The following is a 13,204-nucleotide window of genomic DNA, read 5'->3' as shown; positions in this document are numbered from 1 at the left end:
GCCAGGGCGAAACATTCCAGATACGCTGTTGAAGCATATCTCGCCGCTGAGTTGGGAACATATCAACCTGACAGGCATCTACATCTGGGACACCGAGCATCAGATGCCCGAAGGCTTTCGAACCCTTAGGCTACCGACCCCAACCCGGCGAGCCGCATGAGTTTCACGATCCGTTCGGGCTTAGCGCAAGATTTTGTACAGCTCTTGTCCTCACCCCAGATTGTGAGCTAAGGACACCTTTCGTCCTGACAATCATGGTATCCTGCAAAGAAGATGCGGAGTGGCAAGCGGCCAGTCACTCGGACACTGGCTGCCTGTGGGAATGTCCACGAGGCGACACTTGGGTGAATCATATATGGGCACGTCGAGTAAGATGACGAGACGATATTTCGGAACGGACGGGATCCGGGGAGGGGCCAACAAATTTCCGATGACCGCCGAGGTTGCGATGAAGGTCGGCATGGCTGCCGGCCTGTCGTTCCAGCGCGGCCACCATCGCCATCGCGTCGTGCTCGGCAAGGATACGCGGCTGTCGGGCTATATGATCGAGAACGCGCTGGTCGCGGGCTTCTGTGCCGCCGGCATGGATGTGTTCCTGCTGGGGCCGATTCCGACGCCGGCGGTCGCCATGCTGGCGCGGTCGCTGCGCGCCGATATCGGCGTGATGATCTCGGCCTCGCACAATCCCTATTACGATAACGGCATCAAGCTGTTCGGCCCCGACGGCTACAAGCTGTCGGACGAGATCGAGATGCGCATCGAGGCGCAGCTCGACCAGGATGTCGACATTTCGCTGGCCGACGCGGATGGGCTCGGGCGCGCCAAGCGCGTGGACGGCGTGCACGACCGCTATATCGAATTCGCCAAACGCACTCTGCCGCGGTCCATGTCGCTGGCGGGCCTGCGCATCGTGGTCGATTGCGCCAACGGCGCCGCCTACAAGGTGGCGCCGGCAGCGCTTTGGGAACTCGGCGCCGAGGTCATCACCATCAACAACGAGCCGAACGGCTTCAACATCAACGAGGAATGCGGTTCGACGCACCCGGTGGGCCTTTCCAAGAAGGTTCATGAAGTGCGCGCCGACATCGGCATAGCGCTCGATGGCGACGCCGACCGCATGGTCATCGTCGACGAGAACGGCGCTGTCGTCGACGGCGACCAGATCATGGCGCTGATCGCCGAATCCTGGCATCAGAGCGGCCGCCTGGCAGGCGGCGGCGTCGTCGCCACCGTCATGTCCAATCTCGGCCTCGAACGCTTCCTCGGTGAAGCCGGCCTGCAACTTCACCGAACCCAGGTCGGCGACCGTTACGTGGTCGAGCACATGCGCGCGCATGGGCTGAATGTCGGCGGCGAGCAGTCCGGCCATATCGTGCTGTCTGATTTCTCCACCACCGGCGACGGGCTGGTCTCGGCGCTGCAGGTGCTGGCCTGCGTCAAGCGCCAGAACAAGCCGGTCAGCGAGATCTGCAAAAAGTTCGAGCCGGTGCCGCAGCTCATGAAGAATGTGCGCTTTTCCGGCGGCGAGCCCCTGGAGACAGCACCCGTCAAGGCCGCGATCGAGGATGCCCGCAACCGGCTCGGCAAGTCCGGCCGCCTAGTGATCCGGCCTTCCGGCACCGAGCCCCTGATTCGGGTTATGGCCGAGGGCAACGACCAGAAGCTGGTCGAGACGGTGGTGAACGACATCGTCGGCGTCATGGCCGAGATCAAGACCGCTGCCTAGACGTGCGGCGCTTGATGCGCCGATGGTCCTGCTCGATCCGATTGTTGAGGTACTTGCTCTTGCGGATGCGGATCGGCTTCAGCGCTCGTCGCGATCGATTCCGCAGACGGTGTTCGGCGTCGCAGGAAATGATCGCCTCATGATTGGCCGGGCTGCCGTCGATGACGATGCGATCCGGTCTGCCGTGGCGCTCCAGGGGCCTTCCGGAAGAAGCGCTTGGCTGCCGGCAGGTCGCGGTGTTCGCTGAAGAAAAACTCGGACCATGTCGCCGACGCCGTCGACGGCACGATAGATCCATTGGCAGCGTACCTTGATGTATGTCTCGTCCATGTGCCACTTGCCGGTGACGGCGCGCTTGCGCCCGTTGAAGCGCTCCAGAAGCAGGGGCGAGAAGTGGACGACCCAGCGGTGCACAGTCGAATGGTCGACGTTCAGGCCGCGTTCGGCCATCATCTCCTCCGGACGCGCAGGCCGAGATTGTAGGCCAGATACCAGCGCACGCACAGCAAGATCACTGATCGGTCGAAATGACACCCTTTGAACATAACAAGCGGGCTCCCCGAAAAAGAGAGGGCTTCGTCCCAGATATGGCTGCCATTCCGTTTGCGACAGAAACACCGAGCCTCCGTCATTCAGTTCCGCCAGTTCAGCGGAAGGCCAACGCTTTCACGCTCGCCGGAGCGCCTCGTTGAGAGCGATGCGGGTGAGCCAGGTAATTGAGCATGTTTTATCCTAGCGTTCAGAAATGAGCCAGTTCAGGCGCTATAGATTCCAATAGGGCAGCCAACTCAGGTTCATCGACCAGGAGTGCTGCTTGATCCGGCTTAAGCCAGGCCCGTCTTCTATACTTCTGCTCCTTCCATTCATCCAGCTCCTGCTGCACATAAAGCGGGTATACTTCAACACTTACCGGGACAAACGTGTCCTTCAATCGCTTCCAATAATGGAAGCTGCCAACGGATTGCTCATGCAAAGTACCCACTACGCCGGCTTCCTCACCCGCCTCTTGAGCTGCAGCCTCGCAGTCTTGTCGACCCTTCATCGGCCACCCCTTGGGCAAGATGAAGCGGCCTGTTTGCCGAGACGTTAGCAGCAAGATTTCATCGTCTCCGTCTGCAGTACGGCGATAAGGCAATGCGGCAACCTGTGCGATGGGCGTACCACGGCGCGCTCGCTTCTCCAGCTTCTTATTCTTCAACCAGCCATCCATTTCGCTAAAACCTTAGCCCGTTTTGTCGGTAGCGGGCTAAATTTTGGCGATAGCCACAGCTGGGTTCTTGGACGACTCCGACGTCGTCTTTGCACGCAAAACTGCCAATCTTCAATCAAGGCGTGAAGGATCTTCGTTCAGTCAATTTCGTTTGAGTCAATCGTACTGCTTGCCGTGAATGGCAGCTATAAGGCAGCGAAATATGAAGGGCAACTCAGGGTCACGATTTGCCCTTGAAGTTCCCCAGATCGAGAGTTCGCAAAGCGTTTCCGTTTCGCCCGTGCAACGGCCACGCCGCCTGTATAGCGCAGGCATTGGGTCTCGGCCGATCGACTGTCTATCGGGAAATGAGGCGACTGGGCATCAGTCGACCGGCGTAGCGAGCATTTCCGACGTGGCCCTTGGCGTTTGCCTCCGACAGGCGCTCGCTTACCTGAGGCGCCATACGATGCCCGTGGATATCCCATCAGGCCTTCAGGTGACGGAAGAACCTTTGGGCAATCGACCAACTCTGCCAGATCGATTGTTTGTGTGGCCGCAACTCATCGACGACGTCGCGCCAGTGGCCGCCGCGCGCCTCGGCCGAGCGGACGAGTTGGCGCCGACGTTGTAGTGGCGATCCGCGTCGTCATGGCCGGCAATCCAGGTCGAACAAGGCTTTGTCGCAAACCTCCTACAACCCGCTACGTTGCAGGAGTTAGTGGCTAAAACCGAGACGAGCTGAGATGGACACTAGGGTGGGACACTACCAAACACGGAGTTTGATATGACGACGGGAGTGTTTGCGATGGTGTTTGGCGCGGCTGTTTTGCATCCGGCATGGAACGTCTTGGTCAAGGTGAATGCCGACAGGCTAGTCATGATAGCAGTCATGATGATGAGCCAGGTTGCCGTCGGTATGGTGGTTGTCCCATTTGTGGCGTTCCCGACGCAAGAAAGCTGGCCATATATTTGGGCTTCATGTGTGCTTAATACTGCCTACTGCGTATTTCTGATCAATGCATATCGTTATGGAGGTCTGAGCCACGTTTACCCCATTTCTCGGGGTTGCTCACCGCTGGTCGTAGCGTTCATCTCCGTCGCGATCGTGGGTGAAACACTGACCATGCAGGCTGGCTTTTCGGTTCTTGTTATCGCACTGGGTATCATGAGCCTAACTCTGACGCGTGGCGCGGGAGGCTTCCGGGAACCAAAAGCAATGCTGTATACGGTGGGCACGGGCGTATTTATCGCCGGATATACGGTCGTAGATGGTTTAGGCGCCCGTCTTGCCGAAAGCGCAGAAAGCTACACTTTCTGGTCTCACCTCTATACGCCAACAGAGAAATCATGCCCCCGAGCACTCCGACCTTCCAGCATTTCTGCAGCGAGACCCGAACCTGCCCACTTCGCAGATACAACGCCACCAAGGTTATCGGAATACCGTTGCCCGTGCTTCCGAGCAGCCCGATGGAGTCTGCTCCCGCGTGGTGAATGCGCTCGAGAAAACGAGCCAGTGCCTCGGTGTCGACATGCCCTTCCGTATCGGTTGGCGTGAGGGGGAACGCCGACAGGCCACGAAACAAAGTCATCATCTATCTTTTCGAAACTACATACGCCACGCCCATGATGCGCATGTTGCTGGGGCCCGGGCTTCCCGCGGCAATGACATATGCAGCAAAGACAATGAGCAACAGATGGAGATCGACATTCATTCTCGGAGCCCTTGAAATTCTCATTCAAATCAATAAATGCGACCGACCGGAAACGTCATTTGGTGATGGCGATAGCTTGGCTGACGATCCTGTAGCCCGGCATCAACGCGTTCAGCCCTTCGACCAGGGCATCCGTCGCCTCCGGCAGCGCTTCGTCGGGCATGGTTACCAACGCCCTAAATCCCGATGCAATATTCTGAATTCGACCATCGATGATGGGACCCTCAAACATCCAGGCAACTCCATCAATTCAAGCGCAAGCAATCCATGAGCCGCGCGACCAGTGACGATCGCTTCCTTGACTACAAGCTAACATTGCAGTTGGCTGGCCCAAATTAAACTGCCACTTTTGGAGATTTTCATTGGTCCAGTATAAGGAGGGTTCTCGCAGGACGGGAGCGACGCGTCGAATTTATCAATCCTTGGTCAAGCAGATCGAGGCGTGAGGACGGTGTCGGTGACGCTCTACCTTCAAGTCGCTCGCTTGCGGAAGAACTGGGTGTTTCGAGGAGACTGTGACCGCCGCATTCGACCAACTCATTTCGGAGGGCTATGTCTGGGCAGCAGGGACGGAAAGCGTCGGTTGTGGCCGCAGGGCGGCCGAGCCAGGTCACCCCGGCCGACGGTTCGGCGATGGCCACGCGCCAACTCTCAGCCTATGCAGCTCGTCCGATGGCTCTGCCGTCGAACAGCACCGCCGGGAGGCCGCCGCTTAAGTTCGATTTCTGCCACGGGGATGTCGCGTCAGCGACTTCCAACGGCCCCCTGGCGAAAGGCGATGAACACCGCCTTACTCACGCATCGCGACAGATTGGGACGATGGCCCGGCAGCAAGCCATAATGGTGTTGGCGTAACGCTTTTAGGTTGAATGCCCGATGCGAAGGTAGCTCAGGCGGTCGCCTTTTGCGGCCGGCTGAACGTATTTTCCGGGCGCGGCAAACCGAAATGATCTCTCAGCGTTGCCCCGTCATAGTCGTGCCGGAAAAGTCCGCGCTTGCGCAAGATCGGTACCACCTCTTCGGCGAATATAGCGAACCCGCCTTGCAGATAGGGTGGCATGATATTGAAGCCGTCCGCGGCACCATTGTCGAACCATTCCTGGATCTTGTCGGCAATCTGTTCGGGCGTCCCGGCCTGGACCCAATGGCCGCGCGCCCCGGCGAGGCGGTGGAGCAACTGGCGGATAGTTGGATTTTCGCGCTCGATGATGTCGAGGACGACGTGGAAGCGGCTGCTCGCACCGCGCTCGCCCTCTACGTGGGTAAGCTCACGCGGAAATGGCCCGTCCAGATCGTAGCTGGAAAGGTCGGCGTCTACGATGCGGCGTAGCTGGTGAAGAGAATATTCCGGCTGCGTCAGCTCATTGAACTCGTCATGCAGCGCGCGGGCTTCCGCCTCGGTGGAACCGATGAAGGGGCTGATGCCGGGCAAGACCTTGACGTGGTCAGGGTTGCGGCCAACCGACTTCACGCGCGCTTTGATGTCAGCGTAAAATTCCTGCGCGTTGCCGAGTGTCTGATGGGCTGTGAATATCGCCTCGGCATAGCGGCTTGCGAATGACCGTCCGTCTTGCGACGAACCTGCCTGGACGTAGACCGGACGCCCCTGCGGCGAGCGCGGAAGCGTGAGCGGTCCCTTCACCCGATGGTATTTGCCGATGTGGTTGATTGGGTGGATCTTGTCGGTGTCGGCAAAGATTCCGGACTCCCTGTCCGAGACGAGCGCGTCGTCCTCCCAACTGTCCCAGAGCTTCGTCACCACATCAACGAACTCGCCGGCGCGCTCGTAACGATCGGCGTGGGTTGGATGTCGGTCAAAGCCGAAATTCAAAGCTGCGGACGCATCGCCCGTCGTGACGATGTTCCAGCCGGCGCGCCCGCCGCTCAAATGATCGAAAGAAGCAAACAGCCGGGCCAGGTTGTAGGGTTCGTTGTAGGTGGTCGAAGCCGTGGCGATGAAGCCGATGCGTTCCGTCACAGCAGCGAGAGCCGAAATCCATGTCAGCGGCTCCAGTCTGAAGCGGCTTGCGTAGCGAATGTTGTCGGCAAGCGCGGGCCCATCGGCAAAGAACAGCGCGTCGAATTTGCTCGCCTCGGCCTTTTTCGCCAGTTCCTGATAATAGGAGATATCGAGCACTCTCTCAGGGGCGGAATCCTTGTAGCGCCAGCCGGCTTCATGATGGCCGCCAGGATAGATGAAAAGGTTGAGATTCAATTGTCGTTTTTCGGCGGGCATAGTTCGTCTTCCTGGGCTGGTGATGCTGAGCGACAGGTCTTGGGGGGCCGTTCAGACGGGCAACACAGGCTTTGTCTCGACGCCGAGATGACGCAGAAGTTGGGAGCGGATCTCGCCGAACCGGCGATCGCCGTGATCGCGTGGCGTGGGGATATCGATCGCGATGTCGGCGGCGATCGCGCCGTTGTCGAGCACCAAAACCCGGTCCGCCAGCGTTACGGCTTCGTCCACATCATGGGTAACCAGCAGCACGGCCGGCTGGTGACGGGCGCAGAGCTGGCGCAGCAGATCGTGCATGCGGCGGCGGGTCAGCGCGTCGAGCGCGCCAAACGGCTCGTCCGCTAGCAGCAGCTCAGGATCACGAACCAGCGAGCGCGCCAATGCCACCCGCTGCTGCTCGCCACCAGAGAGTTCGACCGGCCACGCGTTCTCGCGGCCGCTCAGGCCAACCTCTTCGAGAGCTACCCGTCCGCGTTCGGCGGCTTCCGGCAGGTCGAGGCCAAGAACCACATTCTCCAGCACTCGTTTCCATGGCAACAGCCGGGCATCCTGGAACACCACCGATTTCTTGTCGGGTGTTTCGAGTCGGCCGGAGCCGGAGACTTTGTCGTCGAGATCGGCGAGCGCGCGCAACAATGTACTCTTGCCCGACCCGCTACGGCCGAGAAGGGCGACGAACTCCCCCTTCTCGATGTCGAGGCTGAGGCCGTCGAGGATGGTTCGCGGCCCGAAACTTCTCACAAGGCTCTCGACCCGCACCACCGGCGCGCCGCTCAATCCGCCAAGGTGCGACGCCATGACAGGGACCTTTCCTGGAAGAAGCGGACGATGCCGTCGGAGGCTAGACCGAGCGATGCGTAGACGACGAGGCCGACGATGATGATGTCGGTCTGGCCGTAGTTGCGTGCGAGATCGATCATGTAGCCGATGCCGCTGGTGGCATTGACCTGTTCCACCACCACCAGAGACAGCCAGGCATAGGTCACCGCAAAACGCAGGCCAAGGAAGAACCCTGGAAGGGCGCCGGGCAGGATGACCTGGCGGATGAATTCGCCGTAGCCCATTCGCAAGGTCTGGGCCAGTTCGACATAACGGCTGTCTATGCTGCGCAAGCTGCTGTGGGTCTGGATATAGATTGGGATCAGGACAGCCAGCGCGATGGTCGTTACTTTCATGCCCTCGCCGATGCCGAACCACAGCATCAGCAGCGGGATCAGAGCGAGCGTCGGTATCGCCCGCTTGATCTGAACAGGGCCGTCGATGATGGCCTCACCAAGCCGCGACAAACCTGAAATGAGAGCAAGGATGGTCCCGATCAGGATTCCGAACACCAGCCCCTGTGCTGCCCGCCAGGTAGACGTCATCAAATGATGCTGAAGCTTCCCTTCGGCGATGAGATCGATGGCGGTGCCGACAACCGACCAAGGCGCCGGCAGCGTTCTTGGATCGATCAGGCCGGCGATACTGCCGATGGACCAGATCACAAGAAGAAGTACAGGCCCAATCAGCGCGCCAAACGGGATCGTTCGCCCAAGCGCGAGTCGCCTCGTCCCGGTCTTGCGGGGCTCCACGGCTGGCGGGATCAACAACCTTTCATCCGATGCGGCAGGAAAGGCGGCGGCAACTGCGGCGGTGTTGGAGAATGCGTTCATCGGTGTCGTCTCCGGTCTCGGAAAGGAGGCGTCAGGAAGCGTTCAGCGCGTTTGTGGCGATCGCCTCGAAGCGCCTGTCGAACAGGTCCTCGGCCTTGATCGCGGGCTTGTTCAACTCCTTGGCCAGGAGATCGATCGTCGCCTGCTGGCGCACGATCACGTCGTTCCAGTCGGAGGGGATGTCGAACCGACCATCAGCGTCGACCAGATACTGGCCATCTTCTGTGTTGAGGCCCTGGGTGGCGACGTAGTATCCCTCGATCCACTCCTTGGGATGCTCTTCCACCCAACGGGCGGCTAGCGCCCAGTAGCGCACATATTCGCCGAGAGCGGCTGCTTTGGCCGGGTCGTCAAGCACGGCTTGTGGGGCATAGAGATGGGCTGGATCATCGCGCAAGCCGTGCGGGATGGTGGCAGCGCCGTTGGCGCCATACTGGCGGAGATAGCGCTTGATGAGGACGCCCGAGATCGGCGCGACGTCGACTTGCTTGCCGGCAAGTGCCACCGGATAGGCATCGCCTTTGCTGGGCAGTTCGATGAGATCTACATCCTCCTTTTCCAGGCTGGCGGCCTGCAGGATCCTCAACACCAGCGCGCCTTGTGCCTGACCGGGGCTGAAAGCAATCCGTTTGCCGCGCAAATCCGCGAGTGTCTTGACCTCGACTCCCGGTGCAATGCCGAGTTGATAAATCGGGTGCGCAACCGGTTCCTTGCGGAACTTCGCGGCAATGATCTTGACCTTGAGCCCCGTCCAGGTCGCGTGGATGGGTGGAATGTCGGCAACGGATCCGACGTCCAATGCGTTGGCGCGAAAAGCTTCGATTGTCTGTGGACCGCCGCTGATATTGGCCCATTCGACCTCAAACGGCAGTTGATCGATCAGCCCCGATAATTCCAGGGCCCTTTGCGTCTCGGGATCGCCGATACGAAGCACAATGCCCGCCGGGATTTTGGTCGGCAGTTTGCCAGCGTCCGGGCTACCCGCGTGGGCAATGAGGGGGGAGAAAGAAGCGACCAAGCCTACCGCGAACGCGGTCACGAACCCACCAAACCTCCTTCTTGAAAATCTCTTCACAGCTAACACCATCGTCTTGCTCCAGTTTTGGGAAGGCTCCGAATTTCGCTGCTAGTATGTCCAGCGATTTGGTAGACTATAAAGTATGAGGTGCTGTTCTTTGCCACCCAAAGGAAACGCTGTTCGCCTCGAATGCTCATTCGGAGCACGCGCCGCCCAACAACAGGCGGCTTAGGGCGCTGCAGAGCAGGTCGCGTTCTGACCGGCGCCAACTCACGTCGTCGCCAAAAGCGGTTCCTGATGCCCTATGCGCCTTGCCAGCGAGTTCGGCTTGGAACAGGACCAGCGTGAAGCTGCTAGCAGAAAAATCGCTTCGGCTCCGGTCGTGGAAGGACAGGCACTATGGCCTGCGATGATTACCGGCCGATAGGAACGGCCGGGCTCGTAAGGACCGGAAGAGCTGCTGTTTCCTTTTTGGGGGTTTCTCTGAAAAGTCTTCAGCCTAAACCTCATTATTGTGGTCCAGCCGTCGTATTTTCTAAGGCCAATGCACGGTAGAGTCATAGCACTTTGCCGCCTGCGCGGCAGAGAAGGCTATGGCAAAGCCGGAACCACAGTAAGACGGCGTAGACCGTCAGGCTCTTCAAAAAACTATTCAGAGGGGATCGTCATCATTGATCCGGCGACTGGGAGGCTCGGCCGGTTGAAAAGAGGACGTTGGCAATGGGACGGCCACGAGATAGCTGGGGTGATCCACGCCACGCACTTGCACGGATCACCTGCCAAAAATGGCGGACCGGTCCCGGAATCGAGCCGCCGTCGCGGGTTTTTCGCGGCCGTAGCGGCCTCGCTGTCTGCTGTGCGCTTGGCGAAGCGCGCAGCAGATGAGAACCTGCGTGGGTCCCGCGGGCGCTGATGGTGCAGCCCGAGATACGGCTGCTCGACGAGCCGCGAGGGGCTCTCGAGGCCATGACCATGATTTCCATACAGGAAGAGCTGGCGCATCTGAGCGAGAAAACGTCATCATGGAAAGGCGTGTCAGCCGGCGCGGGCGTTTCGCGCCTCCAGCGCGGCATTCATCCCTGTGAGTCAGGCTTGTTTATATAGCGAAACTTCGACAAAAAGTCGCTCCGACTCGGATCGGGAGAAGGGAGCAGATATGGTCTTTCGATTGAAAGAGCGACTTGGCAAGAAACTTGAGGAAGAAGTGCAATTCTTCAAATGTTGGCAGAAGGATAAGAAAGGTGTGGGCGCACTCATGCCCACGTCGATCCATGCGGCGCGCCGCATGGCCAGTGTGGTCAACCCGCATTCTGGATTGCCGGTTTTGGAGATTGGTGCCGGGACTGGTGTCATCACCAGGGCCATCCTGGAAAGAGGCATCAAACCGCATCGGTTGACTTCGGTCGAATATTCCAAGGATTTCTATGACGGCCTGGTGCGACGCTTTCCGGGAGTGGATTTCCGCTTGGGCAATGCGTTTGCCTTGGAAGAAATTCTGGGGGAGCGCCGGGAAAAGTTCGATTGTGTCATAAGCGCAGTGCCGATGTTGAGCTTTCCGATGCAACAGCGCCTCACACTACTCGAGGATTTGCTTGCACGAATCCCCGCCGGGCGACCTGTGATCCAAATCACCTACGGTCTTCTGTCACCGGTGCTCAAAATGCCCGACCGGTACATCGTTTCTCACTATGATTTCGTCGTTCGCAATGTTCCCCCCGCACAACTCTGGACCTATCGACGGGCAGTGTGAAAACACAGGAGACGCGAGCGACAGGTGGCTTTCGGAATCCTTGTACAAGACTGCAAAGCCGACTGAACTTGGTGCTGTGGCCAGCCATCGCGCCCGGCTGGACCGCCTTCCCTTCCGCATTTTCTGAGGATCGATTTGACCTCAGCAGAGAGATGATGTTCGGCTACAAGCATTGAGAGCGGCGAAGCTTCCCGCTAACGCCTATGTTTCTCCGGTATTTCGGAGATGCATTCCTCGAGACGCGCCAGGCGGAACTTCGCATTGCGAAGTTCATGTCCGGCTTCGGAACGTCGATGGCGTCCTTGAGGTGTGGGCGCTATGAGGTCGCGCTCCAGTTCCGCAATGCGCGCACGCACCTGCCGAGCCTGTCGTGTCGCAACGCCTTGATCCATCCACGCCCGCGCATCGGTCTTCCTGCCAGCACCCGACTGTGCACCGCTGGGTCGTTCACTTCTCGCCCCAGCTTCGGGAGCGCTTCAACGGGCGCAAGCGCGCGCCCTCACCGGCAAGTGGCACATGGACGAGACATACATCAAGATACGCGGTCAATGGATCTATCGTGCCGTCGACGGCGTCGGCGACATGGTCCGAGTTCTTCTTCAGCGAACACCGCGACCTGCCGGCAGCCAAGCGCTTCTTCCGGAAGGCCCTGGAGCGCCACGGCAGACCGGATCGCATCGTCATCGACGGCAGCCCGACCAATCATGAGGCGATCATTTCCTGCGACGCCGAACACCGTCTGCGGAATCGATCGCGACGAGCGCTGAAGCCGATCCGCATCCGCAAGAGCAAGTACCTCAACAATCGGATCGAGCAGTTCGCGCCGCGCAAGATGGCGTCGGCCTGGGGCGCGCAGTTGCGCATGGACGTTGGCGGCCTTGCCGGCGCATAGCGGCAACGAGGCCAGGGCGGCCTTCTTACGTTTAAGTACAGTCCGACACAGCAGGACAACGGTGTTGATTGCGGCGTCTTCGTGGTGGACGGCAGGCGCGAGCTGGTTCAACGATCGGCGGACGAGCAGCGGCTCGAAACCCAACAGCCGCTGCCGCGATCGTCGCTTCTCGGCCAGCGTGAAGTTTTTCGATGTTCTCGGGTTTGAAATAGCAGACCATTTGCTCGACAACGGATTGATGATGCCCCGGCGACGTGGCCAGGCGACTAGGAATGGGTGTTGATGTCCTGCTCAATCTGCCGTGCTGATTCCAGAATGTCATCGAAACTCGGCGGAGTGCCGAAGATCATGGCCGCGGTATTGGCATAGTCGCGCGTGAGCGCGTCCACCATCTTTGGAGCGGGCGCGATCGCGAAGCTGCCCGGGACTGCTGAGGCGAGGTCATAGTCGGGACGGTCGAAAAACATTCGTGCGTGCCGGACACAATCGGCACCAAGATCGAGATCGCCGAGCGCGGCCTTTCCGGTCTCGGATCCGAGAAGACAGTGCAAGTCATAGTAGTGCCGAGACACCCGCTGGCCTTCCTGCCGCAGTTCGCCGCGCCGCTCGTGCCAGCGGCGCGCAATCCATGGGCGATCACTACCTTGTCCCAAAAGGTGCGGGTCGCCTCGATCGTGGTCACGTTGGCGACGGTGAGATCAATGCCTGCCACTTCCTCCGCGACATAGGGCGTGATCGTGATGGGGCGATTGGGATCGAGCGCCGATTTCGCCCCGGACTCGAGGCGTATGGCCGGTCGCACATAGGCGCTGTCACGCGGCTCCACCTCGGGGTACCAGAGCAGCAGCGTCTGCCCATCAGGATCGGCTTCATCGACTTCCACGCGGCCGACCCCGTTGGTACCGTCCGCTAGTTGAGCGGTGAGGAAGTCTCTCAGCGGCCCTGTGATATACGCACGGCAGGCGTCTCGGATGGCGTCGAGCTTGGCGCGGCGCTTCTTGTTGTGCGCCAGGCATGGTGCGTGGT

General features: G+C 59.7%; 9 protein-coding genes and 6 pseudogenes. 4 read left to right on the top strand and 11 right to left on the bottom strand.

Annotated elements, in window-relative coordinates; translation table 11 throughout:
* Positions 1 to 373 precede the first annotated feature (373 nt).
* Positions 374 to 1,726 (top strand): phosphoglucosamine mutase, encoded by a 1,353-nt coding sequence (gene glmM, locus NMG80_RS15935; RefSeq protein WP_123149483.1) that lies wholly within the window; start codon positions 374 to 376, stop codon positions 1,724 to 1,726.
* Positions 1,727 to 1,730: 4 nt separating this feature from the next.
* On the opposite strand, the pseudogene NMG80_RS15930 reads toward glmM, so the two are convergent.
* From NMG80_RS15930 to NMG80_RS15890, 9 genes and pseudogenes are all read right to left on the bottom strand, one after another.
* Positions 1,731 to 2,271, bottom strand: a pseudogene (locus tag NMG80_RS15930) (IS6 family transposase); the annotation flags it as partial.
* Between the two features lie 194 nt (positions 2,272 to 2,465).
* Positions 2,466 to 2,924 (bottom strand): NUDIX hydrolase, encoded by a 459-nt coding sequence (locus NMG80_RS15925; RefSeq protein WP_342188137.1) that lies wholly within the window; start codon positions 2,922 to 2,924, stop codon positions 2,466 to 2,468.
* Positions 2,925 to 4,363: 1,439 nt separating this feature from the next.
* A pseudogene (locus NMG80_RS15920) lies at positions 4,364 to 4,507 on the bottom strand (dihydrodipicolinate synthase family protein); the annotation flags it as partial.
* Between the two features lie 24 nt (positions 4,508 to 4,531).
* Positions 4,532 to 4,630 (bottom strand): annotated as a pseudogene (locus tag NMG80_RS15915) (LysE family translocator); the annotation flags it as partial.
* A 55-nt stretch (positions 4,631 to 4,685) separates the two neighbouring features.
* On the bottom strand, positions 4,686 to 4,862 hold the full coding sequence (locus tag NMG80_RS15910) for a hypothetical protein (RefSeq protein ID WP_165848651.1): 177 nt from the start codon (positions 4,860 to 4,862) through the stop codon (positions 4,686 to 4,688).
* A 657-nt stretch (positions 4,863 to 5,519) separates the two neighbouring features.
* Positions 5,520 to 6,866 (bottom strand): LLM class flavin-dependent oxidoreductase, encoded by a 1,347-nt coding sequence (locus tag NMG80_RS15905; RefSeq protein WP_123149423.1) that lies wholly within the window; start codon positions 6,864 to 6,866, stop codon positions 5,520 to 5,522.
* 51 nt (positions 6,867 to 6,917) lie between these two features.
* The gene (locus NMG80_RS15900) at positions 6,918 to 7,664 is read right to left on the bottom strand and encodes an ABC transporter ATP-binding protein (protein WP_123149422.1); all 747 of its coding nucleotides are present in this window, start codon (positions 7,662 to 7,664) and stop codon (positions 6,918 to 6,920) included.
* The gene (locus NMG80_RS15895; protein WP_254018966.1) at positions 7,640 to 8,518 is read right to left on the bottom strand and encodes an ABC transporter permease; all 879 of its coding nucleotides are present in this window, start codon (positions 8,516 to 8,518) and stop codon (positions 7,640 to 7,642) included. The genes NMG80_RS15900 and NMG80_RS15895 overlap by 25 nt, the downstream gene beginning before the upstream one ends.
* Before the next feature lie 31 nt (positions 8,519 to 8,549).
* On the bottom strand, positions 8,550 to 9,602 hold the full coding sequence (locus tag NMG80_RS15890) for an ABC transporter substrate-binding protein (RefSeq protein ID WP_254019204.1): 1,053 nt from the start codon (positions 9,600 to 9,602) through the stop codon (positions 8,550 to 8,552).
* Between the two features lie 831 nt (positions 9,603 to 10,433).
* Here NMG80_RS15890 and NMG80_RS15885 point away from each other — a divergent pair.
* The 3 genes and pseudogenes from NMG80_RS15885 to NMG80_RS15875 all read left to right on the top strand — a co-directional run.
* Positions 10,434 to 10,541 (top strand): annotated as a pseudogene (locus NMG80_RS15885) (ABC transporter ATP-binding protein); the annotation flags it as partial.
* A gap of 151 nt (positions 10,542 to 10,692) precedes the next feature.
* Positions 10,693 to 11,286 carry a phospholipid N-methyltransferase PmtA gene (gene pmtA / locus NMG80_RS15880; RefSeq protein WP_008872025.1) on the top strand — a complete coding sequence of 198 codons (594 nt, stop codon included), beginning with the start codon at positions 10,693 to 10,695 and terminating at the stop codon, positions 11,284 to 11,286.
* A gap of 412 nt (positions 11,287 to 11,698) precedes the next feature.
* A pseudogene (locus NMG80_RS15875) lies at positions 11,699 to 12,103 on the top strand (IS6 family transposase); the annotation flags it as partial.
* 341 nt (positions 12,104 to 12,444) lie between these two features.
* Here the strand turns inward: NMG80_RS15875 and NMG80_RS37855 are convergent.
* Positions 12,445 to 12,750 carry a nucleotidyl transferase AbiEii/AbiGii toxin family protein gene (locus NMG80_RS37855; protein WP_436798624.1) on the bottom strand — a complete coding sequence of 102 codons (306 nt, stop codon included), beginning with the start codon at positions 12,748 to 12,750 and terminating at the stop codon, positions 12,445 to 12,447.
* A 122-nt stretch (positions 12,751 to 12,872) separates the two neighbouring features.
* Positions 12,873 to 13,115 (bottom strand): annotated as a pseudogene (locus tag NMG80_RS37850) (nucleotidyl transferase AbiEii/AbiGii toxin family protein); the annotation flags it as partial.
* Positions 13,116 to 13,204: the final 89 nt, after the last annotated feature.

The organism is Mesorhizobium escarrei (assembly GCF_935825525.1).
GTDB classification, from domain to species: domain Bacteria; phylum Pseudomonadota; class Alphaproteobacteria; order Rhizobiales; family Rhizobiaceae; genus Mesorhizobium; species Mesorhizobium escarrei.
This window is presented reverse-complemented; position numbering and strand designations above follow the sequence as displayed.